Consider the following 23984-nt stretch of genomic DNA (forward strand, 5'->3'; position numbering starts at 1 on the left):
CCCCGTATCCTCGCACACGCCATGCCGGAAGGTCAGACGGACTCTGCTCGAACGGTGGAATCCGTTTCAGAAAGCACTGCCCAGCCGCGCCCGCACCACCAGTTCGCTCACGGCGCGGCGCACGCCCTCCGGCACGGCGCCGGGCAGGTGGGTCGTTTCCCGCGCGGCCTCCAGCGCCAGTACCAGCCGCGCATGCTCGGCGCGGTACACGCTCAGCGGTTCCGGCAGGGGCTCGGCCTCGCGCCCGCCGCGCTTCAGGGCGATCAGGTCGGTCAGGAAGGGCAGGCGCGCGTCGGCGTTCAGAGCCTCCAGGTTCGCCTCAATCACGCCCGCACGCATCAGGTGCAGGCCCGTCAGGACCGTGCGGAAGGCGTACAGCAGCGGCTTCACGCGCGGCACGGGTTCCTTGGCCAGCAGCTGCCACTGGTTCGCCGTGAACCCCAGGTAATGGTGCGCGTGCCAGCGCGTCAGCACGCCGGGGGCCAGCGCGACGAGCTGCGCGTGCAGGGGCGTCGTGTGCACCACCAGCGGCGACAGCAGCTGCTCCAGCACGTACCCGTTACGGGTCAGCAGCAGGCGGGCGAACTTCCGGACGTCATGCGACACCAGATCGAGTTCCACAGTGCCGTCGTCCCGCTCCAGCGAGTACGTCTCCGGCACGTCCTCCAGGCCCAGCACCTCAGCCAGCGGCAGCACGTGCACGCCCCGCAGGTCCCAGTCGCTGTCCGGACTGGGAAACCCGTACAGGTGCGCCCCACTGACTGTGGCGAACACCAGCGGGAAGGGATGCGCCTGAACGGCGGCAGGCAGCTGCGGCGGGAAGGAGGTCACGGCGTCCATCTTGACAGCCTTGACAGCGTCGACTTTTACAGGGTCCATGATTCACCGTCCGGCGCAAACAGCGTGACCGTGTGGGCCTCGGTCACGTCCGGGAATTCCAGGGCGTTCAGTTGCGCGGCCAGCACGGCCGGCGGCACCGGGGACGGGCGGGCAGCATTGCGGGCCGTGAACACCGCCGGAGGCGTCCAGGCCACGTGAATGCGGGTCAGCGCCCCGTATGCCTCGCCCAGGGCCAGCACCTGCGAACGCTGATCCCGGCGCAGGCTGGTGGCGTCCCACACGACGTGCGCGCCGCAGCGCAGGCCTGCCCGGACGGCCTCACGGGCGGCCTGCATGACCCGCCCGTTCACCGTCTGGTCCGTGTGGTCGCGGCCCAGGCGGGCGCGCAGGGCGTCCAGGCTGACCGCCTGCGTGCCGGGGTCGGCGCGGCCCAGCGTGCTCTTGCCGCTGCCGCTCGGGCCGCACAGGACCGTCAGGCGCGCAAAGCCCCGCCGGGCGGCGTCCTGCACGCGCGCCGCCGCCTCGTGCGGGGTGTGGATCACGCCCGCCTCCCAGTCCCGCAGTCCCCGGCCCAGTGCCAGGGCGTGCAACTCCGGGAACGCGCCGGGCAGCAGGGCGCGCACCTCCGCGCGGAACGCAGCGTACGGATCGCCGGTCTCCCACACGCCCAGTTCGCGGGCGGCGAGTTCCAGCAGGTCTGCCGTGTCCTCGCCCCGTCGCGCGTCGCCGCTCAGGACCACGCGGCCCCGCGCGTCCGCCCGTGCCAGCAGCACCAGGGGCCCCAGCGGCACGCGCCGCGCCAGGGCTGGCACGCCCCGGTCCAGGTTGCCGTCCAGCGCGCGGTGCAGGCTGTGGTGCGCGGCCACCAGCCGCAGCACCGTCAGGATCAGTCGGGGCGGCAGGCCCGAGTCCAGCAGGCGGTACGACAGGTGATCCCGTCCCCGCCGCGCGTGCCGGGGCGAACGCAGGCGCGTCACGCCCGCTTCGTCGGCTTCCGTGCGGGTGGTCAGGGCCTTGCCGGTATCGTGCAGCGCGGCCGCCAGGATCAGGGCGGCGCGGTCCTCGCCGGTCAGGCCAGCCTCGTCGGCCAGCGCGTGGGCGTGCGCCACCACCAGCGCCGAGTGGACCGCCACGTTCCCCTCGGCGTGCCACTGCGCGTCCTGCGGCGTGTCGCCCAGCCGGTCCAGCAGCGGCACGAACGGACGCAGGGCCGCGTGAATCACCGGGAACGGCAACCGCTCCCCCGCACCCAGGTGGGCGGGCAGGTCAGCGGCCCGCATCGTCCTCATTCCCCTGTCGTAACCCGTTCGCCTCCACGGGCCTGCTGAGCCAGTGTGCGTCGGTCTGCACGTGCCCGGCACGCACGAACTTCGCCACGCGGCGCGGGAACTCCGCGTACCCAATCTCGTCGGTCACGCGCACCACGTAGCCCTCCATGCGCTGGGGATCGACCGGAAGGGCGCGCAGGGCCACCTCGTTCCACACGCCCCGGTACAGCTCGCGCGGGGTGGGCACGCCCAGCCGCGCCGCCCAGGCCCGCACCTCGTCCCACGGGCGGGACACGTTATGTTCGTCCCACACGCTGAACAGGTAGAAGTACCCCTCCAGCGCGTCGTAGCGCAGGCTGTGCACGGCGTACACGTTCTCGCCGCACAACCGCCAGCCCGCCGGGATCTCATGCCCGAAGCGGCCGCGCTCGGCCTTCACCCACGTCCGCGACGGGTGCGGGCGCGTATCGAGACTGCGGGCGTGCAGGTCGCCCCTGTACAGACTGGTGTTCTCGCCGTCGAGTTTCTCGGTCACGACGACCTCGCGGCCCAGGAAGCCGTTCAGGTCGCGGATCAGGCGGTCATCGTTCTGCAATCCTGGCGACCAGGGCAGGTGGGGGGTGGACGGGTACTTGATTCGCATGGGCTATCACCGCCCCGCAGCCTACGCACGCGCGGGCGGCGCGGCATCCGCCATCTGCGGCGGGGGCGTAGGCCTCCTGGCCCAGGTGTGCCGGGGTGTGCCACCCGTCCTGCACTACCAGTCGAGGGCCGCGCGCCGCGCCCCGATCAGCCAGTCCTGCGCGGCGTCATGGTCGGGGCGTTCGGGCAGATCCGTTTCCGCGAAGGCCCGCTCGAAGTCGCGGTGCAGTTCCTCACGCCACGCCCCGACAGCCTCCCAGGTCAGGTGCCCCTTCTTCACGGCCAGCAGCTTCTCGCGGTGCGGGCCGACGTCCACCATGACCTCGCCGGTCCGCAGGGCGTGCGCGCCGCTGATCAGCAGGCGCAGCAGGTGCATGGCGTGCTTCGGGCGCACCTCGCCGTGCCGCTCGCGGTCCGACTGGAGACGGCGGAACTGCGCGCGCACGTACTCGCCGTACGTGACGTACATGAGGCGACTCAGGAACGCGCCCCGAATGTCCAGCAACGCCTGCGCGACCGGCGTGACCTGCACGGGCATGGGCGAGAACAGCACCTCCAGCACGTTCGGGTTGGCTTTCAGGGCCAGCCGCACGAACTTGCGGGCCTCCCAGTACACCTCCTCGGTGCCCGGCCCCGGCCCGGCCCGCGAGGCGAACTCCAGCTGCTCGGGCGGATCGCTTAGGCCCCAGGTCAGGCGGGCGGGCGGCAGGTAGAAACCGCGCAGGTCCGTGTCGCTGGCGCCGGTGTCCAGCCCGAAAGCGCGGCTACCCATCACGCAGGCGTACTGCACGAACGGCCGCAGGTCGCCGCGCACGGGTGGCAGGGCTTCCAGGGCGGCGCGCTCGACTTTCAGGTGCACGCGGTTCACGGCCCGCACCCCCGCCCCGAACAGCACGTCGTACACGCTGCCGCTCCCCGAGACGATCACGCCCGCCGCGCCCGCTGGCAGATCACCCTGCGCGGCATGCAGGGTCACGCGGGTACCGGGCAGCAGGTCACGGGTCATGCAGATACGCTAGCGGGTTGTGGGCGGGCGGGGCATCCGCCATCCGGCGCAGAGGGCAGGCGGAACAGGCAATAAAAAATCCGCCTCGACGGGCGGTGATGTCATTAACTATAGCGCGGTATGCAGGGACGGTCAAGGGTATGCGGCGGGTGGAGGCGTATCCTCGCGGGGTGAGGAACCTGGGGTGAGGGGGATCGTGTGGCTGGCGCTGGACGGCGTGGGGCACCCGCAGGACGCGCCGCCGGGCAGCGTGTGGGAGCAGGACCTCCCGACGCTACGGCCGCTGGTGGATGCGGGCCTGTGCCTGGACGCGACGCTGGGCGTGCCGGGCCTGCCGCAGTCCGGGACGGGGCAGGCGTGCTGGTTGACGGGCACGGACGCCGTGGCGCTGATGGGCGAGCATTTCGGACCGCAGCCGGGGCCGACGCTGCAACGCCTGCTGAGCGCGCAGAGTCTGCCGGTGCGGCTGGCGCGGGCGGGCGGCCGGGCAGCGCTGGCGAACCATTACGTTCCGGCGTACTTTGAAGCGCAGGCGGCGCGGCCGGGCCGGAACCGCATGGGGTGCTTTCCGTTCTCGTTCCGGGCGGCGGCCCTGCCGCTGAATCCGCCGGGCGTGCCGCTGGTGGGCGCGACGCTGGGCCTGGGGTACGCGCGTCCCTGGCCGGAGGAAGGCAGCCCTGAACGCTGGGTGCGAATGGGCGCGGCCCTGGCGGACGGTGCGGCCAGGCATGACCTGATCGCCGCTGACCTGTGGTTCGGGGACCTGCTGGGGCACGCGGGCGCGCACCCGGTGCCGCCGGACGCGCTGACGGCGGGCCGGGCGTACCTGCGCCGGGTGGACGCCCTGCTGCGCGGCCTGCTGGATGCGGGCGCGCGGGTGGTGGTCAGCAGTGATCACGGGAACCTGGAGGACCTGGGCGTGAAGGGGCATACGCACGCGCGCGTGCCGTTCGCGGGGTCCGGCGTGAACCTGGGATCGCCCGTGAACGTGGTGGAGGCCGGGCAGGTGCTGGCGGGCTGGTTCGGCCTGCCGGACTGACACGGCTTTCGGATGGGCCAGCCCGCGCCGGGGTTCGAAAGCCGCACCTGGGGGCCGCGCCAGTTTCCGGGCCTGCTGTCAGGGTTTTTTCAGGTGACGCCGCGCCTCGCGTTCCGGCACCGAAGTTATCCACAGGCTTATCCACAACCCCTGTGGAAAGTCTGTGGATAAGGGGTGGGGGCCGCAGTGAACTGCCCCCCGTTTTGTCTGTCTGACGCGCAGAATGCCGTGTTCCACAAGCGGAATCGACCATGACCGCAAGTTATCCACAGGCTCTCGTTTCACTGTGGATAACTCTGGTTTATGAGGATCGGGCCGCCTGCACGAAGTCCCTGACAAGGGCCGGGTCCTTCACGCCGGGCCGCGCTTCCAGGCGACTGACCGCGTCCACCCCGGCCGGGCTGAGGGCCTGCATGGCCGCCGCCACGTTCGCCGGACCAAGCCCACCCGCCAGCCACGCCCCACGCGGGAACACCTCCCGCAACGCTGCCCAGTCGAGCGGCACGCCGCCACCGGGCTCCGGGGCGTCCAGCATCAGGGTCACGCCGGGCTCGTCCCTCCACATGCCTGCCTCCGCCGCCAGATCGGCGGGGCGCAAAACACGCAGAACGGGATAATACGCGGCGACCTGCCTCACGTAAAGACTTGACAACGGCCCGTGAAGCTGCACGGCACTCACGCGCGCCGCCTCCGCCGTGCGCAGCACCTCGTCCAGCCCCTGCTCCAGAAAGACGCCGATGCGCGCCACGCTGGGGCCCACGCTCAGGCCCGCCTCGCGCGCCACCTGCGCCGACACCAGCCGCTTACTCACGGGCGCGAAGATGAAGCCCAGCGCGTCCGCGCCCGCCCCGGCACTCAGGACTGCGTCGTGCACGCTGGTCGTGCCGCACACCTTCACCCGCACGGTCATTCGCGCCCCCGCGCGGCTTCCAGTTCAGTCACGCGCGCCTCCAGCGACCGCACCTGCCGCGTCAACGACAGCAGCAGTAGCGCGTAATGGTCGTACAGTTTCGGGCGTTCCATGCGCGCCTCGCCGCTCATCCAGTCGCCCAGCAATCTCTCGGCCTCGCGCAGCACCTCGCCGTCCGGCACGTCACGGTAACTGCGGCTGCCCAGAATCTCCTTCGCAAAATTCAATTCCCGGTCACTCATGCGCGCCATTCTCCGGCACCAGCCCCCCCGCCGGGGCACGGCCCCTCACGATCCGGCGGTGAGGACAGCGGAGCCAGAGCGACCATCCCCTTCCACCGACCCACGCCCCAGTCTCTACTGCCCGCGCCGGGTCACGCGCCACCGGGGACGCCCGCTTCAGCGAAGGTGCGCATCTCGCGGAGGGTGGCGGCCGCGCCGAGCAGCATCGGGGCGGCCAGGACGCCGCCGGTGCCTTCGCCCAGGCGGAGGTTCAGGTGGAACATCGGCCTTAGGTTCAGGTGCGCGAGTTGCGCGGCGTGTCCGATCTCCGCGCACTGTCCGGCGGGGAACAGGGAGTCGCGCAGGTGCGGGGCGAGGGCGGCGCCGATCAGCGCGGCGCTGCCTTCCACGAAACCGTCGAGGATCACGGCGCGCCTCATGGCGGCGGCCTGGAGCATGACGCCCAGCATGGCGGCGATCTCGAATCCGCCGAACTGCGCGAGGACCTCCAGCGGGTCGGTGGTGGGCGTGCGGTCCAGGGCCGTGCGGATCACCGCAACCTTGTGTGCCAGTCGTTCGTCGTCCACGCCGGTGCCGCGTCCCGTGACCTGCGCGGCGTCCAGGTTCAGGAGGCGGGCGGTGATGGCGGCGGCCGGGGTGGTGTTCCCGATGCCCATCTCGCCGGGAATCAGGATGTCCGCGCCGTCCTCGATGGCCCGGCGGGCCAGGGCTGCGCCCGCGAGGATCAGCGCCTGCGCCTCGTCCACGCTCATGGCGGGCTGCACGCTCAGGTCGTGCGTGCCGCGCCGCACCGCCGCGCGCACCAGCGCCGGGTGCTCGGGCAGCTCGGCATTCACGCCGGCGTCCATCACGTACACCCGCGCGCCCACCGCCCGTGCCAGTGCGTTCACGGCCGCGCCGCCCGGCCCGGCGGGGGTGTCTGCCAGGAAGTTGGCGACCATCGCGGGCGTCACCTCGGGCGGGTAGGCGCTGACGCCCGCGCGTGCCACGCCGTGATCCCCGGCGGCCACGATCACCGCCACGCCACGCGGGTCCGGGCACTCGCTGCCCAGCACGCCCGCCAGCCGCACAGCCAGGTCCTCCAGATCACCCAGCGCCCCGGCGGGTTTGGTCAGTTGCGCCTGCCGCGCCCGCGCCCGCGCCATCACCCCCGCGTCGGCAGGCTGGATGGCGTTCAGGAGGGCCGTCAGGTCAGGATGCATCAGGGGGTATTGTGCCGTTTCAGGTGGGTGGGCGCAGCGCGGTCAGCCACCAGTGCCCCCCTTCGCGGCGCAGGGTGGCGACGGTGCCGGGGGGTGTCGCTGCGGCCGAGAGGCCCACGGTGAGGCGCAGCGCGGCCAGCAGCGGCCCGGCGTGCGTGAAGGCCACGGCCTCGCCGGCGGGCAGGGTGTCCAGCCACGCCTGCACCCGCGCGTGGAAGCTGTGGCCGGTGTCACCGCCGGGGGGGCCGTGGGGGCTGTGGGGGTCGCTCAGCGCGTCGATCCAGGTGCGTGGCGCCTCTCCGTGCGCGGCTTCCAGTTCGGTCCAGGTGTGCCCGGCCATCACGCCAAAACTCGCCTCGGCCAGCGCGGGTTGGGGCAGGGCGTCCGGGAATCCGGCCAGCCGCGCGGTCTGCCGGGCGCGGCCCAGCGGGGACGTGAAGGCCAGCGCGCCCCGGGGCAGGTCGAGGCGGCGGGCCAGTTCTGCCCCGGCGGGCGTGAGGGGGGCGTCCTCGTGCGGGTGGGGGTAGCGGCGCTGCGCGTTGGGGAGAGTTGGGGCGTGGCGGATCAGGTGCAGGGTCAGCGTGTCGCCGGGCACGCTCAGCGGCCCCAGGCGAGGGCGGTCAGGGCGGCCAGTTCGGCAGTGACGACGATCAGGCCGTAGGTGTCGCCGTTCAGGCCTCCGCCCAGGCGGCGGGCGCTGAACGCGGCGGTCAGCAGCGCGGCGGCCAGCGCAGCCACCCAGGCGACCCACGCGCCGGGGATCAGCAGGGTGGGCGCGGCGATCAGCAGCGCGGCCCAGGTGCGGCCCTCGCGGCTGCGGGCGCCCAGGCTCTCGGCGCGCGCCGCCGGGTAGGTGTTCATGGGGATCAGCAGCAGCGTGCGCGCGGCGACGGCCGCCACCAGCGGCGCCAGCGGCGGAATGGGGGCTGACAGCAGGCTCCAGAGCAGCAGCAGGGACAGGCCCCCGGTTGCCAGTCCGAACGCGCCCACGTGCACGTCCTGCAGGATCACCAGCCGCTCGGCGGGGGTTTTCATGGCGAACAGTGCGTCGGCGCTGTCCACCAGTCCGTCGAAGTGCAGCATGCCGGTCAGTAGTAGCCACGCGCCCACGCCCAGCGCGGCGATCACGCCGCCGGGCAGGGGGACGGGCAGCCACAGCAGCAGCGAGACCGCGCCGCCCACGGCGTACCCGGCGAGCGGGTAGTACGCGCTGGCCCGCGCAAAATCGCCGTCCCGGATCTCGGTGATGTGCGGCAGGGGCAGGGTCGTCAGGAACGTCAGGGCCAGGTGCGCGGCGCGCAGCTGATCGCGCATCACGGGGTGTGCACGTGAATCTGCGCGGCCACGCCCAGCGCCAGGGTCAGGGGGTGGTCGGTCGCCCAGACGGTCAGGGTTCCCAGCGCGGCGTCCACGCTGTCCAGCCGCAGCGGCGCGCCCGGCGTGAGCCCGGCGGCCACCATGGCGCGCAGCTGAACGGCGTCGCCGTCCGGGACGCGCGCCACGGTCGCCGTGTCCCCCACTGCCAGCTGCGACAGGCGCCGCTGCGGCTGGTGCGGCAGTTCGCCGTCCAGGGTGGGGATCGGGTCGCCGTGCGGGTCGTGCGTGGGGTCGCCCAGCCACGCGGCAATGCGGGCTTCCAGGCGTTCGCTCAGGGCGTGTTCCAGCCGCTCGGCTTCCTCGTGCACCTCGTCCAGCGGGACGCCCAGCGCGCGGTGCAGGAACAGTTCCAGCAGGCGGTGGTGGCGCAGGACTTCCATGGCGACGCGTTCACCCTCGGCGGTCAGGCGCGCGCCCTGATACGGGGCGTGCGACACGAGGCCCTGTTCGGTCAGTTTTCGCAGCATGCCGGTGGCGCTGGCGGGCGCGACGTTCAGGGCGTCGGCCAGCGCCTGCGTACTGACCTTCCCGGTCTGCCCGAGGCGCAGCAGGTGCTTGAGGTAATCCTCGGCGGAGGGCGAGAGCGGACGGGCGGTCATGCCGCTCAGTGTAGCCGGGGCGGACGGGCGGAACTTTTCGGGCGGGCGGGGCCTCTAAGGTATGAGGTGACCTTGAATGACCCCCTGGATTCCCTGTCTGACCCGGAGCTCGCGCGGCTGGCCGTGCGGGACGAACGGGCCTTCGAGGTGCTTGTGACCCGTCACGCCCCGGCCGTGCACCGGCTGGCGGCCCTGAACGTCGGGCCGGGCGCGGCGGACGAGGTCGTGCAGGACGTGTTCGTGGCCGTGCACCGGGGCCTGCGGGGCTTCCGGGGCGACGCGCAGTTCAGCACGTGGCTGCACCGCATCACCCTGAACGCCTGTGCCAGGGCCCTGGGCCGCCACCGCCCCAGTGTGCCGTTGGAGGACGCGCCGGAACCCGCCTCGGCGCAGAACCTGACGCGCGCAGCCGAGGTCACGCAGTTGCGTGAGCAGCTCTCGGCGGCGCTGCAGACGCTGCCGCCCGAGCAGCGCGAGGCGGTGACGCTGCGCGAGGTGTCGGGTCTGGAGTACGCCGAGATTGCCGCGCTGACCGGCGCGGAACTGGGCACCGTGAAGAGCCGTATCAACCGGGGCCGCGCGGCCCTGCGGGCGTGGCTGACCCGCGCCGGAGTGACCCCCCATGACTGACCACCCACACCCGAATGACCTGCCTGACCCTGCACTGGACGCCCTGTTCGAGCGGGCCCGCACCCTGACGCCCGAGGACTCCGGGGCGGCCGGGCGGTTCCTGACGGGCCACCGCGCGCGGCAGGAGGCGGCGCGGCAGCAGCGGGCGCGGACCTGGCGGGCCGGGTGGGTGTCGGCGGCGCTGGCCTCGGCGGCCGTCGTGGCGGGCCTGACCGTGCTGCGCCCCGCCCCGGCCCTGCCGAGCAGCGCGGCGTACGACGCGTACCAGAGCGCCTGGGGAGAGGGCTGGTGAGGCGGGACGCGCTGCTGGGAACCGGCCTGCTGCTCGCCGCCCTGGGCGGCGCGGCGCACGCCACCGACACGGACGACCTTCTGGCGGCCCTGAAGCGGGCGCGGACGCTCGCCGCGCGCGGGCAGGCCGAGGTGACAGTGCTGTTCCCGCCGCGCGCCGTGCCCACCCGCGCCGCGAACGCCCTGCCGGTCGTGGCGGTGCGGCCCGCGCTGCTGCTGAAGAATTTTGCGGTGGTGAACGCCGGGCCGCAGTCCGTGGCGGGCCGGGACGCCGTGCGCTTCGACCTGACGCCGAAGGTGGGCGGCGCGGGCCACTGGTCGCTGTGGGTGGACCGCGCGTGGAACGTGCCGCTGGCCTTCGAGGAACGCCGCGCGGACGGCGCGGTGGTGCGCCGCGCGGCGTTCCTGAAGGTGAACGCCGCGCCGGCGAAGGTCGCGGCAGCGGTTCCGGCCGTGCCGGAGGGCCTGCGCGGCGCGCTGGGGCGGGCGCTGCCGGGTCTGAGTCTCCCGGCGGGGTTCACGCCGGTCGGGGTGCGGGCGCGCGTGGCAGGCGGGGTCGAGGTGACCCTGAGCGACGGTCTGAACGTGCTGGCACTGGTGCTGGCCCCGCAGGACGTCAGGGGCGCGCCGGGCGTGGCGTCCCGGCGGGTGGGAAAGGTGTTCGTGTGGCTGGTCGGGAACCTCCCGGACGCGGAGTTGCGCGCGGCGCTCGCGGGGGTGCGGCGGGCCTCGGCGGACACCCTGGGAACTTTTGCGGGGCCGGGCGACTCTAACCCGTAGAACACGCACACCACGGTTCACACAGCAGCGCACCCCCGCTTCAAGGAGACCCCATGACCCTGACTCCCCTGACCCGCCCCCTGAGCGCCGAGGACGCCGCGCACTTCCTGCGGCGCACGGCGTTCGGCGCGACCGACGCGCAGATCCGCGCGCTGGTGGGCAAGGACGCCCGCACGGCCGCGCGCGAGGCCCTGGCGTTCGATCAGAAGACCGCGCCCGGTAATCCCTTCGATCCCATGCAGGGGGCCGGCCCGGGGCCGATGCTGCAACTCACGCGCGGCGCGTGGCTGTTCGAGCTGGTGTACGGCCCGCACCCGCTGCGCGAGAAACTGGCCCTGACCTGGAGTAACCACTTCGTGATCGGCACCGACAAGGTCCGGAACGTGCACGCGCTGGCCGGGTACCTGGGCCTGCTGCGGCGGCACGCGGCGACCACGAGTTTTGAACGCTTCACGCTGGAGGTCGCGCAGGCCCCGGCGATGCTGCGGTACCTCGACAACGATCAGAACCGGCGGGGGAAACCGAACGAGAATTTCAGCCGGGAACTGCTGGAACTGTTCACGACCGGCATCGGGCAGTACTCCGAGGACGACGTGCGCGAGGGCGCGCGCGCCCTGACCGGCTGGACCTTCGAGGGCGGGCGCGGCAACCAGAACTACCTGGAACCGTCACGGTTCGTGTTCAACGAGCGGCAGCACGACCCGGGCCGCAAGACGTACCTGGGTCAGAGCGGCGAGTTGCGCGGCGAGGACATCATCCGGCTGGCCGCCACGCACCCGCAGACGGCCACGTTCGTGAGCCGCAAACTGCACCGCGCGTTCCTAGCCGACACGCCGGACACGGCGGCCGTGCAGGGCAGCGCCGAAACGTGGCGGCGCACGAATGGGAATGTGCGGGCCGTGCTGGAAGAACTGCTGTCCAGCGAGGCCTTCTACGCCAGCCGCGCCCGGATCATCCGCAGTCCGGTCGAGTACGTGGTGGGCGCGCTGCGCACCCTAGGGCAACCGAAGATGGACGCCAAGGCCCTGCTGAACCTCACGCAGACGGCCGGACGCATGGGGCAGGTGCTACTGCAACCCGAGAACGTCAAGGGCTGGGACGGCGGGCGCGAGTGGATCAACGACACCACCCTGCTGCTGCGCCTGCAACTCGCGGCGGCCCTGACGCTGGGCAGCAAGGCCCCGCCCCTGACGGCCGCGCCGTCCGCGCTGGCCCTGACCGGCCTGGAACGCCCGCCCAGCGCGGCGGCCACCCTGAAGCTGAACCCGCAGCAGGCGACGTACCTGCACCTGATCAGCCCTGAATTCCAGCTGGCCTGACCCCGACCGGGTTGTGGGCTGTGGGCACCGTGTCCAACCATTCTCCTTTGCTTTGAACATGAACCTTCCGGGAGGTTTTGCCGTGACGAACCGACGTGATTTCCTGAAACTCTCCGCCCTGGCGGCCGCCGCCACGACCGGCATGCCCGGTTTCCTGGCGCGCGCCGCCGCGCAGGCCGCTGGCAGCAAGACCCTGGTCGTGATTCAGCTGACCGGCGGGAACGACGGCCTGAACACCCTCGTTCCGTACAGCAACGGCGCGTACTACGCCGCGCGGCCCACCATCGCCATCCCGAAGAAGGACGTGCTGACCCTCACGCCGGACCTGGGCATGCACCCCGCGATGAGGCCGCTGATGGGCCTGTGGGACGGCGGCCGCATGGCCTGGATGGAGAACGTGGGCTACCCGAACCCGAACCGCAGTCATTTTGCCAGCATGGCGATCTGGCACACGGCGGACCCCTCGCAGGCGCAGTCGGACGGCTGGATCGGCCGTCTGGCCGAGAGCATCGGCGATCCGTTCTGCGCCAGCAACATCGGCGCGGCCACGCCGCAGGCGCTGCGGGCCAGCGAGTTCAGCCTGCCCAGCATCGACACGGTGGATAACTTCCAGCTGAAGCTCCCGCAGGGTCTGGGCGGCGCGTTCGGGGACATGCTGGACGCCGCCAGGAGCGGTGAGGCGGCGTTCCTGACGCAGGCGACCCGGCAGATGATGAAGAACACGGCGCGCGTGCAGGCCAACGCCCAGAAGTACCGGGCCGGGGCGACGTACCCGGAAGGGAGGTTCGCTGCGCAGCTGCGCGACACGGCCCGCCTGATCGCCGCCGGGGTAGGGCAGCGGGTGCTGTACGTGTCGCTGGGCGGCTTCGACACGCACGCCGGGCAGCGCGCCGAGCAGGACGAGCTGCTGGGCACGCTCGCGTCGGGCCTCGCGGCTTTCCACGCGGACCTGGAACGGCAGGGACTGGCCGAGAACGTGGTCGTCATGGGCTTTTCCGAGTTCGGGCGGCGCGTCGCCGAGAACGGCAGCGCCGGCACCGATCACGGCAAGGGCAGCGTGATGTTCGCGCTCGGTAGCGGCGTCAGGGGCGGCGTGCACGGCAGCAGCCCGGATCTGGAGGACCTGTCGGACGGGGACATCAAGTACCGGCAGGATTTCCGGGGCGTGTACGCCGAGGCGCTGAGCGGCTGGCTGGGCCTGAACGCCCGCGAGATCCTGAACGGCGACTTCCGGGGTCCGGGCTGGCTGGCATGAAGGCCACATGCAGGGTGACGCTGGCGCTGGCGGCGCTGCTGGGCGGCGCGGCGCTGGCCCTCCCGAAGTACCGCCTGCAGGCCGCGCCGCAACTGCACCTGACGGGCGGGAACGAGCTGTGGCAGCTGGACCGCCGCGTGATGCCCTGCTCGTACTGCCACGTGCAGGAGGCGGGCGGCGCGCCCTGGAATCCGTTCGGGCAGGCTATCCAGGCGACGTTCCGCCGCGAGGCGGAGGCGGGCCGCGCCGTGAAGTTCCCGCAGGCACTCTCGGTGCTGCTCGAATCGGGCGGGGACGCCGACGGCGATGGGTACCCGGACGCGCTGGAGATCTTTGCCAGAACACTGCCCGGCGATCCGGCCAGCCGCCCGGAGCGGCCCGTGGCCGACCTTCAGGCAGAGTTCGACGCGGCGGGCGGCGCGGCGCAGTTCGCCCCGCCGGAACCCGGCCGGAAGGGCACCGGGAACAAATAAATAATCCGCCTCTTACGGGCGGCTGCGTTTCTTTCGATTGATAGGAATAGAATACCACGGAATGCAGGAACCGTCAAGCCTATGCACGGGCACCGGAAAACTCGCCCTGACACGCTCCTGTTGCGGGGGCGGCCGGGCGGGGTATGCAGCGGGTCCCTGCCTTCAGAGGTCTTTCTCCCAGGTGATCCACATGCGTTCCGTGCGGTAGCCCAGGCGGGTGTTCACGCGCAGCATGGGCAGGTTCAGGACCGTGCCGCCCGTCCCGGCATGCGTGTGGCCCTCCCCTTTCGCCCAGGTCAGGGCGTGGGCTTTCAGGGCAGTCGTCACGCCCCGGCGGCGGTGATCCGGGTGGGTGACGGTTCCCTCGCTGCAAGAGTTTCCACAGGCGAGGGAATAGCGACCAGCACGAAGGCCCAGGAGGCAGGGGCTTGAAATTCCCCGGTCTCATGGGCCTTTATGCGAAGTGACTATGCCTCGCATCCCCAGCCTACCGCACAGCATCATCACCGCTCAGCTGAACCGGGTCACCAGCCTCAGTGGCCTCATCCCCTACAGCACCCTGTGTAAAAGTGCCATCTCCAAAGAGATGGCGCGGGACTCCTTCGCCTCCACGGAGGACTTCAAGCGTCGAGCCAGGAACGCGCCGGAGGGCGCGTTCCTGGCCATTGATTTCGTCATGGTGCCCCACGCCGGACGGACGATGGAAGGCGTGAACTACCACTACAGCGGTCAGGCCCAGACCCGTCTGGGCCATCAGTTCACCTCCGCGGCCCTGGTCAGGTTCGGTGAAGATCCAGTTCCGTTGCTGGAGCGCTTCAAGGTTTCCCAGGCCCTGCATACAGAGCGCTATCCTTACCGTACAGCGACTCAGGAAATGATCCACGTCGTCCAGGATTGCCTCGCGGCGGGCGTCCCCATGGCGGGTCTCCTCCTGGATGGGGAGTTCGGGCGGGACGCGGCTGTGACCTTCAGTCGCGAGCATCAGATTCCGGTATTGATCCGTGCCAAAGCCAATATGACCGTGCAGTTCGAGGGTGAGGGACTCACCCTCGGTGCGCTGAGTCGGCAGTTCCCTCCAGAACGCTGCCACCTGTACGCGGAGTTCGGGTGGCGTGTCCGTCGATTGTCGGTCACCCGTGAGGTCGGTGGGTTCGATGTCCTGATCGTGTGGCGCAAGGTGCACGGGGAGTGGACACGGTTTTTCCTGTTCAGCACGTTTGGTGGTGACGTCACGGTTCGCTCACTGCTGCGGGCCTGGAAGGCCCGCTGGGGAATTGAGGTGATTCACCGGTTCTTCAAGCAGAACCTGGGACTGGGACGCTGTCATTGCCGGACGATCCAGGCGCAGGAGAACTGGGTGTGGTGCGTGGTGGAGGCCTTTCACGCGGTGTTACGGGTGCGTAGGGAAGTACCGGGAATGACGTGGCGGGCCGCACAACGGCAGGCAGCTCAGAATGCCGAAAAGTACGTCCTGACCGGGATGGAGCAGGACGGCCCCCTGCTTGACGCCGCGTGACACGACATCAGCAGGGAAGTGGAAACTCTTGCTCGCTGTCCACTTCCGTGCCACGTGGCGTCAGGCGGGTCAGGGCGACGATCTGGCCGCGCCAGCGGGTCACGAACGCGGCCTCTTCACGCCGGATCACGTCCCGCAGGCCGTCACGGGTGAGGGGGTCGGGCATGGTGGTGGGGTTGCGCGGCTGGTCGCGCACGCCAGTCTGGTGCAGGGCGTACAGGGCGTCCCAGTCGGCTTCGGGGGCGTCCGGGTTCAGGCGTTCGGGTTCGTAGCCGGCGAGGAACAGCCGCTCCTGAAGCCCCTCGAAGGGCGCAGGGTCGAAGGTGGTCAGGTCCAGGTGCGCGCCCCAGGACTGCCACGCGTTGCGGAACCCGGCCGCCGCGAAGAAGGTCATCTGCTCCGTGAAGTCCTCACGGGTGACGCCCAGCACGCGCCGGAACCCGGCGGGAATTGCAGCCAGATGCGCCAGCAGCAGCGGCGTGAACGACGCGGCGTCTCCGGCCATGTCCAGGCGCAGGGCGTCCGGCACGCCCTCTCCGAACGGCGCGAGGCGCGCGGTGGCGACCACCACGCCGTCCTGCTCGGCCACGAGGCGCGTGGGGCGGGTGCCGGCGGGACTTTCGCGGAAGTGTTCCGGCGTGTACGTCCAGTGGCCGCGCACGCCCTCCGTGACAAGGCGGGCGACGGCTGCGGCGTCGGTGGCGCGGAATGGGCGGAGGGTGGGCAGGTGGTCGGTGCGGTGTGTCGCGTGGGTCATGGCCGTCATGGTGCGCGGCGCCCCACCCTGGAGGCGAACCGGGCGGGTAAGCCTTCTGGCCTAGGGTCGGGTGGAGGGTCATCTGGTCCGTGCATATGCGGCGTGTTTGCCCGGCAGTGGAACCCGCTGGGGCAGGCTGGAGATGGAGATCGGGTGAAGATGCAGTGGTCCGCATACTCAGACTCTATTCACGGAAGGGCTTGACCTTATTACGCCACCGGCGTATTATGTCTTTACCGGAACGGAGGCGACGTTGGTGCGCCTGCACCCCACGACGGATACCGGCCCCAGATCACGTCTGCCGACCCCATGTCGACTGACCCTGCGCGGCCAGCCCCCACCCTCACAGAGCCCAGTCAGGCCGCCCGTCACCACGATAGGCGGCCCTTTTCTGCCCGCGCCCAGCCTATCTGGCAGGCAGACTGGGCGCTCTACGCGGCGGCCCACGGGAGCGGCCGGCAGGGCCTATCTATGGGACTGTGAAGGTGTCCCCATAAGTGTACACAGTACACATACTCTTCTCGGGGTAGGATACGAAACATGTCCAGCGACATCCCCCAGCTGAGTGTGAACACCATCCGCACCCTGAGCATCGACGCCGTGCAGGCCGCCAACAGCGGCCACCCAGGCGCTCCCCTCGGCGCCGCACCCATGGCGTACGCGGTGTGGCAGGACTTCCTGCGCTTCAACCCGGCCCACCCGGAATGGTCCGGACGCGACCGCTTCGTGCTGTCCGCCGGGCACGCCAGCATGCTGATCTACAGCCTGCTGCACCTCACCGGCTACGACATGCCCCTCGAGGAACTCAAGAACTTCCGCCAGTGGGGCAGCAAGACCCCCGGCCACCCCGAGTTCTTCCACACCCCCGGCCTCGACGCCACCACCGGCCCGCTCGGGCAGGGCGCCGCGATGACCGTCGGCATGGCCATGGCCGAAGCGCACCTCGCCGCGCGCTACAACCGCCCCGGTTTCCCTATCTTCGACAACCACACGTACTCCATCCTCGGTGACGGCGACCTGCAAGAAGGCGTGAACCACGAGGCCGCCGCCCTGGCCGGCCACCTGCGCCTGAACAAACTGATCTGGCTGCACGACGACAACGAAGTCCAGCTGGACACTGCCACCTTCAAGGCCGAAAGCGAGAACACCGCCCAGCGCTACGAGGCGTACGGCTGGAACGTCCTGAAAGTCGCCGACGGCAACGACCTCGACGCCATCCGCGCCGCCATCAGGGAAGCGCAGACCAGTGACCGCCCCACCCTGATCCAGGTGCGCACCGTCATCGGCTTCGGCAGCCCCCGCGCCGGCACCAGCAAAGCCCACGGCGAACCACTGGGCGCCGAGGGCGTCACGACCACCAAGGCCGCGCTCGGCTGGGAATACCCGCCCTTCACCGTGCCCGACGAGGTCCGCGCCCACATGGACGCCACCGAACGCGGCGCCAAACTGGAAGCCGACTGGAACGCCCTGATGGACGGCTACCGCGCCGCGCACCCCGAACTGGGCGCCGAAGTGGACGCCCTGCTGGCCCGCGAACTGCCCGCCAACCTCAGCGACGTGCTGCCCAGCTACGAGGTCGGCGGGAAGGCCGTCGCCACCCGCAACGCTGGCGGCGAGATCATCAACGCCCTGGCCGCCGCCGTGCCCGGCCTGATGGGCGGCAGCGCCGACGTGTCCGGCAGCACCAAGACGACCATCAAGGACGCCGGCGAGATGCAGAGCGGCAGCATGGCCGGCCGCAACGTCCTGTTCGGCGTGCGCGAGTTCGGCATGACCGCCGCCGCCAACGGCCTGAGCCTCTACGGCGGCCTGCGCCCCCTGGTCGGCACGTTCCTGGTGTTCGCCGATTACCTGAAACCCGCCTACCGCCTCAGCGCCATCCAGATGCAGCCCGTCACGTTCGTCCTGACGCACGACTCCATCGGCCTGGGCGAGGACGGCCCCACCCACCAGCCCATCGACCAGCTGGCCATGCTGCGCGCCGTGCCCGGAGCGCACGTCATCCGCCCCGCCGACGCCAACGAGACGGCCGCCGCGTGGCAGATGGCCCTTGAGTACGACAAGGGCCCCACCGCGCTGGCCCTCACCCGACAGGACCTGCCCATCCTGCCCCGCAACCACGCCGGCGTGAAGAAAGGCGCGTATGTGCTGCGTGACGCCGACGGTGCCAGCGGTGAGGGCGCGCAGATCATCCTGATCGCGTCGGGCAGCGAGGTCAGCCTCGCCCTGAACGCCGCCGAAGCGCTGGCCGAGAACGGCATTCCGGCGCGCGTGGTCAGCATGCCCTGCATGGAAGTCTTCCGCGCGCAGGACCGCAGCTACCGCGACAGCGTCCTGACGCCCGGCGTGAAACGGGTCGCCATCGAGGCCGCCAGCAAGGGCCCCTGGTACGAGTGGGTCGGCACGGACGGCGCCGTCATCGGCATGGACACCTTCGGGGCCAGCGCGCCCGCCGAGGTGCTGTTCGAGAAGTTCGGGTTCAGCGTCCCCAACGTCGTCAAGGTCGTCAAGAGCGTCCTGTAAGCCCCGCACGCACCAGAAAGCCGGACCCGCTCAGCGACGAGGGGGTCCGGCTCTTTGGTCTGGCGCTGTGTGGTGCACTCGACTGGATTCGAACCAGTGGCCTGCCCCTTAGGAGGGGGCCGCTCTATCCAACTGAGCTACGAGTGCCGACTGTGGGCGCGGCAGCGGCGCAGCGGGGATTATAGCAGGGCCGCCCACAGGCGGGAATGCCTGCGCGCAGGGCAAGCAAACGTGAGATAAAAATGTAAGCGCGGCCTACCTATACTCCCTTGAGGTTCTTCATGACGAACGCTGTGTACACCATGACCGTCCGCGCCCTGTCGGGCGTTGTTTCTGAACGGGCTGCCGAGACCATGCTGCGCGCGGTGCTGCGCGAGCAGAACATTGCGCCCGATACGGTGTCGGCGCAGGAGATGCAGCAACTGATTTCCGGTTCGCTGCTGGACCGGCTGTCGTCCGTGATGCCGTCGGCGCAGGCGCGGCGGGAACTGCAGAGCCTGTCGGGGCAACTGGAATCGAAGTACCCGAAAGCGCCGACGCTGTTCACGCAGAACGTGCCGCTGGCCACCTGGGATGACGCCGAGGGGGGCACGACCGTCTGGAATGACCTGATGCTCAGCGCGGATGATTTTGAATTCGAGGACCCCGAGTACGGGGGCATGCTGGAAGGCCGCGCGTACGACCTGTCGACCACGCTGGATCAGGACGCCCTGATTCAACTGCTGGGGAAACTGTCGGGCGTGCAGGGCGTGATGGTGTGCCGTTCCAGTGGTGAGGTGCTGCGGTCCCGGTCCGTGAAGGACCCGGCGGGTCTGGGCAGCGTGGTCGCGGCGAGCGCCATGCTGTTCCAGAAGCGGGCGCTGCGGCTGATGTCGGCGGATCTGGGTGGTCAGACGGTGTGCATGTGCCCGCTGGGCGCGTACTGCGTGGCCGTGGTGGCCAATTCTCAAGCGAACGTGGGGAGACTTCTTGTGGAACTTCAGCAGTTGCGGGTAGCGGCGTGAATTCGGCTGTGCAGGGTGAAGGCAACGGGCAACCGAAGGGCGGCGCGTGGCGGGCGACGCTGGCGCTGGGTGCGCTGGGCCTGGGCGGAACGGGCCTGACCGGGCTGGGCGGCGCGGGCGCGCAGGACCTGGCGGCGTACACCAGGCTGGCGCAGAACCTGGACGGCGCGGTGACGGCGCGGGCCTCCTCGGCCCAGGCGGCCCTGACGCGCCTGGACGCGGCGCAGTCGGCGCTGGACGCCCTGGCCCCCACCATTCGCAACCGGCAGATCGTGTCGGGCCTGAAAGACGCCATGGGCGGCGCGCGGGCCGCGCTGGGGCGCACGCCGGCCGAACTGGAAGCGCAGGTGCTGCTGTCGCGCGGGCTGATGCGCAAGGCGCTGTACGACCAGACGCTGGCGCTGCTGTCGGGCGCTCCGGCGAACGGCGCGGCGCAACTTCAGCTGCTGGGCCGCGAGTTCGGCCTGGGTGCCGAGGCGCTCCAGGCACTGTCCAGTGACGCGAAGGCCGGGCGGCTGGAGCGCACGGCGTGGCGGCTTCAGCGGGCGGCGGTGCAGAAGGTCAGCGCCAGTCTGACGGCGGCGCGGGCCACGCAGAGCACGGCGTCGTACGTGAACCTGGCGCGCGCGACCGGGTGGTTCACGGTGGTGCAGGATTCGGCGGGCGCGGGCGGCCTGAAGGTCTCGCAGTTCGGGGACGCGCTGCGGCAACTGACCTCGGGTGACACGGCGGCGCTGGAGACCTCACTGGCGGCGCTGCGTTCGGGCACGGCGACCTTCGCGGCGACCCTGGCCACCCCGCCAGCGGCGACCCCGACCGGGACGAAACCGGCGGCCGGGGGCACGGCCCCCACGGTGACGCCCGTTCCGGTCACGCCGGCCACACAGACCCCAGATGCCCAGACCCCGGCCACACAGACACCGGCCACTCAGACGCCAGCGACCCAGACCCCGGGAGCGCAGGCGCAGGCCACGGCGGGTGCTGGTGCGGCGTACGTGGCGCTGGGCCGCGCCCTGGCGGCGTCCGGGCACGCGGATAACGCTGCGGCGCGCGCAGCCCTGGCCGAGGCGGGCACGGCCCTGGCGGGCGCTCCGGCGGCGCTGCGGAACGCGGCGGGCTTCGACCGCCTGCAGGGGGCAGTGGCGGGCGCGGCGGGTCGCAGCGCCCTGCGTCCCACGGACGTGCAGGCCCTGATCGCCTCGCTGGCGAACGTGGAGAACGCCGCGGCGGGCCAGCCCGTCAGCCGGCTGGACGGCGCGAGTACCGGCGTGTCCCGCTGGTTCAGCGGGTGGCTGCGCGTGCTGATTTTCGCGCTGCTGGCGGGCCTGACGGTCCTGCCGCTGTACCTGCTGAACCTGGCGTTCGGCGGGCGGAACACCTACTGGCGGGCCATCATGGTGGGTCTGGGCCTGCTGATGCTGCCGCTGTTCCTGGAGGGCCTGTTCGGGCTGCTGGGCGCGTTCGGTGACCTGTTCGGGGCCGCGCCGCTGCGGAACCTGCTGAACCTGACGCTCACGCAGGGCGCGTACGCACTGCCCGTCTGGGCCGTCCTGAGCGCCGCCGCGCTGGGCCTGATGGCCTTCGGGTTCCGTGGTCTGTGCGAGCAGTTCGGGCTGCTGGGCACCGCCAAGCCCAGCGTGCAGAACACCACGCAGCACACCAGCATCGACTGGGATGAGGAGGTCTCATGACCGGCGGATCACTGCACCGCCTGCCGGTCCAGATGCTGGGCGATCTGGTGTCGCCCCGCGCGCTGGAACGCATCCTTCAGGACGCCGCGCAGGCACGGGGCACCAGCATCGAGCAGCTGGAAGTGCAGGTACTCGAGGACATCCTCAAGCGGGAGGTCTTCAAGCGCCTGCAACTGAGCGTGCCCGCGCCACTGGCCAAGAAACGCGTGTCGGAAGTTCTGAACGAACTGATGAAGACCACGCAGGAACGCCAGTTGCCCACGCCGACCATCAGTTCGCTGCTCGGACTGGAAGACGGCGCGCGGCGCTTCACGCTGTACTTCGACTGGCCGGAAACGCAGCGTCTGCGTGGCGTGCTGAGCGTCGCCAAGCAGGAGGAAAAGGAAGGGCGTGACATTGCCGCCCTGGTCCTGGAAGGGCAGAACCTGATCGAGGTCATGGACCGCCGCCTGCGCGAGGGGCTGGTCGAGCAGGCGCAGGACCTCGCGGAACTGAAGGCGACGTTCGCGCGCGTGCAGGGCATGGGGGGCCGCGAGGTCCGCCGCCTGGACACCCTGATCGGGCAGATCGACGAGGCGCAGCAGCAGGGCACGCTGCTGCCCGGCGAGGTCGAGCGGGCGCGGAACATCACCTTCAACCTGCGCAAACTGCTGGAATCGTCGGTGGTGCAGACCGTCGAGAACGTGGACACCGCCGAGATTCCCACGTCCGCCACGATCCTCGACCCGGACGCGCAGGCGCGCGTGCTGGCGCTGGAACAGGAGCACGCCGCCCAGCAGCTCGGCACGCTGGACCGCGAGTTCACGGCCCTGATGGACGCCCGCCCGGACCTGCGCGCCCAGCACGACGCGCTGCGCAGCCTCCAGCACGGCAACCAGTTGACGGCCGACACGGTCGAGAACTGGCGCGAGCAGCTGAAGTTCGAACGGACGACCCTGCTGGCCGAACAGCAGACGCAACTGATGCGCCTGGAATCCGCGCTGTCGGGCGTGGCGACCGGCGCGGACATGCGCATCGCCCTGGATTCCGCGCGGCACCTGCTGGACATCGGCAGCCTCGCCACGGACGAGTTGCAGGAACTGCGGACCATGCAGGAATCGTTGCGGGCCGGCGTGAACGCGCAGGCGCAACTGGCCACGCAACGCGAACTGCTGGACATCGAACGCTCGGGGCGCAACGTGGCCGGTGCCAGCGCGGAACTCGCGCCGCTGCTGGCGCAGGCCCGCGCGGCCCTGGCGCAGGGGCAGGAGCCGGATATCGCCACGCTGTGGAGCCTGCTGGAGCGCCGCATGGGGGCCGCCGCGCAGGAACGCGAGGACTTCGACGCCCGCGCCGACCGCGTGGTGCAGGAGTACGACACGGTCCGCAGTCTGGCCGGCGAGACCACGCAGAAACTCGGCCGGCTGGCCGACACGCTGCGCGCCCAGCGCCGCCTGGGCCGCATGAGCGCGCAGGCCCGCGAACGCTACGAGCAGACGCTGCACGACGCCGAGGCCCTGCTGGCCGAAGCGCACGCCGAGTACCGCGCCGCGCAGGAAGTCACCGCCACCTTCGGCCAGGACGCCCTGAGCGGCCTGCTGGACGTGTTCGATTTCGAGGAAGCGACCGACACCAACCTGTTTGCTGCCGCCCCAGACCCGTCCGCCGCCCCGCTGCCGCCCGTGAACATCACTCCGTCGAACACCGGTCAGGTGGCGCCCAGCGCGTCCTCGCTGTTCGACACGCTGCTGTCGTCCATCACGCCCGGCGGGGCCCCGCCCGCCAGCGCCCCGGTTGCCGGGGCCAGTACCTCCACGCCGGCCCCGACTGGATTCCCCACGTCCTTCTCACTGCCGGACACCACCGCGCCCGCGCAGGAAGCCGTGGAAACGTGGCTGTTCCAGGGCGGGCAGATTCAGCACGGCCCGCAGGACACCGCCGCACAGGGCATGGCGGCGCTCCTGGCGCAGGCCAGCGCGCTGGGCCTGCAACGCCTGGACATGAACGACGCCGCGCACGTCTGGTCCGCCCGCAGCAGCGCCCCCGGCGAGTGGCGCCTGGGCCGCGCGGTCACCTGGACTGCCCTGGACGAACGGGTCGGCCCGTGGCTCGACACCGGCGAGAGCTGACTGCTCCCCCGCCACCCCGCCGCCCGGCATACTGGGCGGCATGACCGCCGACTCTCCCCTTCCGGAACCGGGCTCCGAACTGCTGCTGCGCGGCCTGAGCGAACAGCAGCAGTTCGGAGCCCGGCTGGCAGCCGCCCTGCCGCCCGGCAGCGTCCTGTTCCTGGAAGGCGAACTGGGCGCCGGGAAGACCAGCCTCACGCAGGGACTGGTCGCCGCGCTGGGCTTCACCGACACCGTCACCAGCCCCACCTACGCCCTCATGAACGCCTACCCCACCCCGGCCGGACAGGTCCTGCACGTCGACGCGTACCGCGTACGCGACATGAACGAACTGTACGAGATGGACCTTGAGGACCTGATCGAGAGCAGCCGCCTGAGCATCATCGAATGGGGTGAGGGCCTGTACGCCGACTACCCCGCCGCACCCATCCTGCTGCTCGAACACCTGGACGGCACGCCCGACGTGCGGCGCCTGACCCGCAGGCGCTGAAGACGCAAATCTTCTGAACGGC

Annotated in this window: 25 protein-coding genes and 1 tRNA gene; 13 read left to right on the forward strand and 13 right to left on the reverse strand. The window is 71.0% G+C overall.

Annotation, left to right across the window (positions count from 1 at the left end):
- Positions 1-66 precede the first annotated feature (66 nt).
- The 4 genes from M8445_RS04345 to M8445_RS04360 form a co-directional block, all read right to left on the reverse strand.
- Positions 67-879 carry a nucleotidyltransferase domain-containing protein gene (locus M8445_RS04345; RefSeq protein WP_273989950.1) on the reverse strand — a complete coding sequence of 271 codons (813 nt, stop codon included), beginning with the start codon at positions 877-879 and terminating at the stop codon, positions 67-69.
- Positions 867-2120, reverse strand: coding sequence for an AAA family ATPase (locus M8445_RS04350; protein WP_273989952.1), 1254 nt, complete (start codon positions 2118-2120; stop codon positions 867-869). The genes M8445_RS04345 and M8445_RS04350 overlap by 13 nt, the downstream gene beginning before the upstream one ends.
- A complete protein-coding gene (locus tag M8445_RS04355) occupies positions 2107-2751 on the reverse strand; it encodes an RNA ligase family protein (RefSeq protein WP_273989953.1) in 645 nt (214 codons plus the stop codon). The genes M8445_RS04350 and M8445_RS04355 overlap by 14 nt, the downstream gene beginning before the upstream one ends.
- 114 nt (positions 2752-2865) lie before the next feature.
- Positions 2866-3756 (reverse strand): nucleotidyltransferase domain-containing protein, encoded by an 891-nt coding sequence (locus tag M8445_RS04360; RefSeq protein ID WP_273989954.1) that lies wholly within the window; start codon positions 3754-3756, stop codon positions 2866-2868.
- A gap of 196 nt (positions 3757-3952) precedes the next feature.
- Here M8445_RS04360 and M8445_RS04365 point away from each other — a divergent pair, with 196 nt between their 5' ends.
- Positions 3953-4795, forward strand: coding sequence for a metalloenzyme domain protein (locus M8445_RS04365; protein ID WP_380090970.1), 843 nt, complete (start codon positions 3953-3955; stop codon positions 4793-4795).
- Positions 4796-5096: 301 nt separating this feature from the next.
- On the opposite strand, the gene M8445_RS04370 is transcribed toward M8445_RS04365, so the two are convergent.
- From M8445_RS04370 to M8445_RS04395, 6 genes are all read right to left on the reverse strand, one after another.
- Positions 5097-5705: a phosphoribosylanthranilate isomerase gene (locus M8445_RS04370; protein WP_273989958.1), complete on the reverse strand. Its 609-nt coding sequence runs from the start codon at positions 5703-5705 to the stop codon at positions 5097-5099.
- Positions 5702-5947: a hypothetical protein gene (locus M8445_RS04375; protein ID WP_273989960.1), complete on the reverse strand. Its 246-nt coding sequence runs from the start codon at positions 5945-5947 to the stop codon at positions 5702-5704. Before M8445_RS04375 ends, M8445_RS04370 begins: the two co-directional genes overlap by 4 nt.
- 131 nt (positions 5948-6078) lie before the next feature.
- A complete protein-coding gene (cobT, locus tag M8445_RS04380) occupies positions 6079-7149 on the reverse strand; it encodes a nicotinate-nucleotide--dimethylbenzimidazole phosphoribosyltransferase (protein ID WP_273989962.1) in 1071 nt (356 codons plus the stop codon).
- 19 nt (positions 7150-7168) lie between these two features.
- Positions 7169-7744, reverse strand: a complete 576-nt coding sequence (locus M8445_RS04385) for a histidine phosphatase family protein (protein ID WP_273989964.1) — start codon at positions 7742-7744, stop codon at positions 7169-7171.
- A 2-nt stretch (positions 7745-7746) separates the two neighbouring features.
- Positions 7747-8463 carry an adenosylcobinamide-GDP ribazoletransferase gene (locus M8445_RS04390; RefSeq protein ID WP_273989965.1) on the reverse strand — a complete coding sequence of 239 codons (717 nt, stop codon included), beginning with the start codon at positions 8461-8463 and terminating at the stop codon, positions 7747-7749.
- Complete coding sequence (locus M8445_RS04395) at positions 8463-9125, reverse strand: metal-dependent transcriptional regulator (protein ID WP_273989966.1); 663 nt, start codon at positions 9123-9125, stop codon at positions 8463-8465. The genes M8445_RS04390 and M8445_RS04395 overlap by 1 nt, the downstream gene beginning before the upstream one ends.
- Before the next feature lie 66 nt (positions 9126-9191).
- Between M8445_RS04395 and M8445_RS04400 the strand changes: the two genes are divergently transcribed.
- The 6 genes from M8445_RS04400 (at position 9192) to M8445_RS04425 (ending at position 13873) form a co-directional block, all read left to right on the forward strand.
- Positions 9192-9755, forward strand: coding sequence for a sigma-70 family RNA polymerase sigma factor (locus tag M8445_RS04400; protein WP_420704100.1), 564 nt, complete (start codon positions 9192-9194; stop codon positions 9753-9755).
- Entirely contained in the window at positions 9748-10047 is a 300-nt protein-coding gene (locus M8445_RS04405) for a hypothetical protein (RefSeq protein ID WP_273989970.1), read from the forward strand. The genes M8445_RS04400 and M8445_RS04405 overlap by 8 nt, the downstream gene beginning before the upstream one ends.
- Entirely contained in the window at positions 10044-10826 is a 783-nt protein-coding gene (locus M8445_RS04410; protein WP_273989971.1) for a LolA-like protein, read from the forward strand. Before M8445_RS04405 ends, M8445_RS04410 begins: the two co-directional genes overlap by 4 nt.
- Positions 10827-10879: 53 nt before the next feature.
- Complete coding sequence (locus M8445_RS04415) at positions 10880-12145, forward strand: DUF1800 domain-containing protein (RefSeq protein WP_273989972.1); 1266 nt, start codon at positions 10880-10882, stop codon at positions 12143-12145.
- An 82-nt stretch (positions 12146-12227) separates the two neighbouring features.
- Positions 12228-13400, forward strand: a complete 1173-nt coding sequence (locus M8445_RS04420) for a DUF1501 domain-containing protein (protein ID WP_273989974.1) — start codon at positions 12228-12230, stop codon at positions 13398-13400.
- Positions 13397-13873: a hypothetical protein gene (locus M8445_RS04425; RefSeq protein WP_273989976.1), complete on the forward strand. Its 477-nt coding sequence runs from the start codon at positions 13397-13399 to the stop codon at positions 13871-13873. Before M8445_RS04420 ends, M8445_RS04425 begins: the two co-directional genes overlap by 4 nt.
- Before the next feature lie 162 nt (positions 13874-14035).
- Here the strand turns inward: M8445_RS04425 and M8445_RS04430 are convergent, their stop codons facing one another.
- Positions 14036-14308, reverse strand: coding sequence for a GNAT family N-acetyltransferase (locus M8445_RS04430; RefSeq protein WP_337961617.1), 273 nt, complete (start codon positions 14306-14308; stop codon positions 14036-14038).
- 34 nt (positions 14309-14342) lie between these two features.
- Between M8445_RS04430 and M8445_RS04435 the strand changes: the two genes are divergently transcribed.
- The gene (locus tag M8445_RS04435; protein ID WP_273988203.1) at positions 14343-15389 is read left to right on the forward strand and encodes a transposase; all 1047 of its coding nucleotides are present in this window, start codon (positions 14343-14345) and stop codon (positions 15387-15389) included.
- 7 nt (positions 15390-15396) lie between these two features.
- On the opposite strand, the gene M8445_RS04440 is transcribed toward M8445_RS04435, so the two are convergent.
- The gene (locus M8445_RS04440; protein WP_273989978.1) at positions 15397-16146 is read right to left on the reverse strand and encodes a GNAT family N-acetyltransferase; all 750 of its coding nucleotides are present in this window, start codon (positions 16144-16146) and stop codon (positions 15397-15399) included.
- Between the two features lie 540 nt (positions 16147-16686).
- Between M8445_RS04440 and tkt the strand changes: the two genes are divergently transcribed.
- Positions 16687-18669 carry a transketolase gene (tkt, locus tag M8445_RS04445; protein WP_273989980.1) on the forward strand — a complete coding sequence of 661 codons (1983 nt, stop codon included), beginning with the start codon at positions 16687-16689 and terminating at the stop codon, positions 18667-18669.
- 70 nt (positions 18670-18739) lie between these two features.
- On the opposite strand, the gene M8445_RS04450 is transcribed toward tkt, so the two are convergent.
- Positions 18740-18816: transfer RNA gene (locus tag M8445_RS04450), tRNA-Arg, on the reverse strand.
- A gap of 134 nt (positions 18817-18950) precedes the next feature.
- Here M8445_RS04450 and M8445_RS04455 point away from each other — a divergent pair.
- Genes M8445_RS04455 through tsaE form a run of 4 tightly spaced genes read left to right on the forward strand, consistent with a single transcriptional unit; the run spans position 18951 to position 23962 of the window.
- Positions 18951-19673, forward strand: a complete 723-nt coding sequence (locus tag M8445_RS04455; protein ID WP_273989981.1) for a roadblock/LC7 domain-containing protein — start codon at positions 18951-18953, stop codon at positions 19671-19673.
- A complete protein-coding gene (locus M8445_RS04460; protein WP_273989982.1) occupies positions 19670-21364 on the forward strand; it encodes a hypothetical protein in 1695 nt (564 codons plus the stop codon). Before M8445_RS04455 ends, M8445_RS04460 begins: the two co-directional genes overlap by 4 nt.
- Complete coding sequence (locus M8445_RS04465) at positions 21361-23472, forward strand: coiled-coil domain-containing protein (RefSeq protein ID WP_273989984.1); 2112 nt, start codon at positions 21361-21363, stop codon at positions 23470-23472. The genes M8445_RS04460 and M8445_RS04465 overlap by 4 nt, the downstream gene beginning before the upstream one ends.
- A 40-nt stretch (positions 23473-23512) precedes the next feature.
- Positions 23513-23962, forward strand: a complete 450-nt coding sequence (tsaE, locus tag M8445_RS04470) for a tRNA (adenosine(37)-N6)-threonylcarbamoyltransferase complex ATPase subunit type 1 TsaE (protein WP_273989985.1) — start codon at positions 23513-23515, stop codon at positions 23960-23962.
- Positions 23963-23984: the final 22 nt, after the last annotated feature.

Source organism: Deinococcus aquaticus, assembly GCF_028622095.1.
Taxonomy (GTDB): Bacteria; Deinococcota; Deinococci; order Deinococcales; family Deinococcaceae; genus Deinococcus; species Deinococcus aquaticus.

Bases quoted from the DNA above. Each gene is read 5' to 3' on its own strand.
- M8445_RS04345 (WP_273989950.1), bottom strand. From the start codon at position 879: ATGGACCCTGTAAAAGTCGACGCTGTCAAGGCTGTCAAGATGGACGCC.
- M8445_RS04350 (WP_273989952.1), bottom strand. From the start codon at position 2,120: ATGCGGGCCGCTGACCTGCCCGCCCACCTGGGTGCGGGGGAGCGGTTG.
- M8445_RS04355 (WP_273989953.1), bottom strand. From the start codon at position 2,751: ATGCGAATCAAGTACCCGTCCACCCCCCACCTGCCCTGGTCGCCAGGA.
- M8445_RS04360 (WP_273989954.1), bottom strand. From the start codon at position 3,756: ATGACCCGTGACCTGCTGCCCGGTACCCGCGTGACCCTGCATGCCGCG.
- M8445_RS04370 (WP_273989958.1), bottom strand. From the start codon at position 5,705: ATGACCGTGCGGGTGAAGGTGTGCGGCACGACCAGCGTGCACGACGCA.
- M8445_RS04375 (WP_273989960.1), bottom strand. From the start codon at position 5,947: ATGAGTGACCGGGAATTGAATTTTGCGAAGGAGATTCTGGGCAGCCGC.
- cobT (WP_273989962.1), bottom strand. From the start codon at position 7,149: ATGCATCCTGACCTGACGGCCCTCCTGAACGCCATCCAGCCTGCCGAC.
- M8445_RS04390 (WP_273989965.1), bottom strand. From the start codon at position 8,463: ATGCGCGATCAGCTGCGCGCCGCGCACCTGGCCCTGACGTTCCTGACG.
- M8445_RS04395 (WP_273989966.1), bottom strand. From the start codon at position 9,125: ATGACCGCCCGTCCGCTCTCGCCCTCCGCCGAGGATTACCTCAAGCAC.
- M8445_RS04405 (WP_273989970.1), top strand. From the start codon at position 9,748: ATGACTGACCACCCACACCCGAATGACCTGCCTGACCCTGCACTGGAC.
- M8445_RS04415 (WP_273989972.1), top strand. From the start codon at position 10,880: ATGACCCTGACTCCCCTGACCCGCCCCCTGAGCGCCGAGGACGCCGCG.
- M8445_RS04425 (WP_273989976.1), top strand. From the start codon at position 13,397: ATGAAGGCCACATGCAGGGTGACGCTGGCGCTGGCGGCGCTGCTGGGC.
- M8445_RS04435 (WP_273988203.1), top strand. From the start codon at position 14,343: ATGCCTCGCATCCCCAGCCTACCGCACAGCATCATCACCGCTCAGCTG.
- M8445_RS04440 (WP_273989978.1), bottom strand. From the start codon at position 16,146: ATGACCCACGCGACACACCGCACCGACCACCTGCCCACCCTCCGCCCA.
- tkt (WP_273989980.1), top strand. From the start codon at position 16,687: ATGTCCAGCGACATCCCCCAGCTGAGTGTGAACACCATCCGCACCCTG.
- M8445_RS04455 (WP_273989981.1), top strand. From the start codon at position 18,951: ATGACGAACGCTGTGTACACCATGACCGTCCGCGCCCTGTCGGGCGTT.
- M8445_RS04465 (WP_273989984.1), top strand. From the start codon at position 21,361: ATGACCGGCGGATCACTGCACCGCCTGCCGGTCCAGATGCTGGGCGAT.
- tsaE (WP_273989985.1), top strand. From the start codon at position 23,513: ATGACCGCCGACTCTCCCCTTCCGGAACCGGGCTCCGAACTGCTGCTG.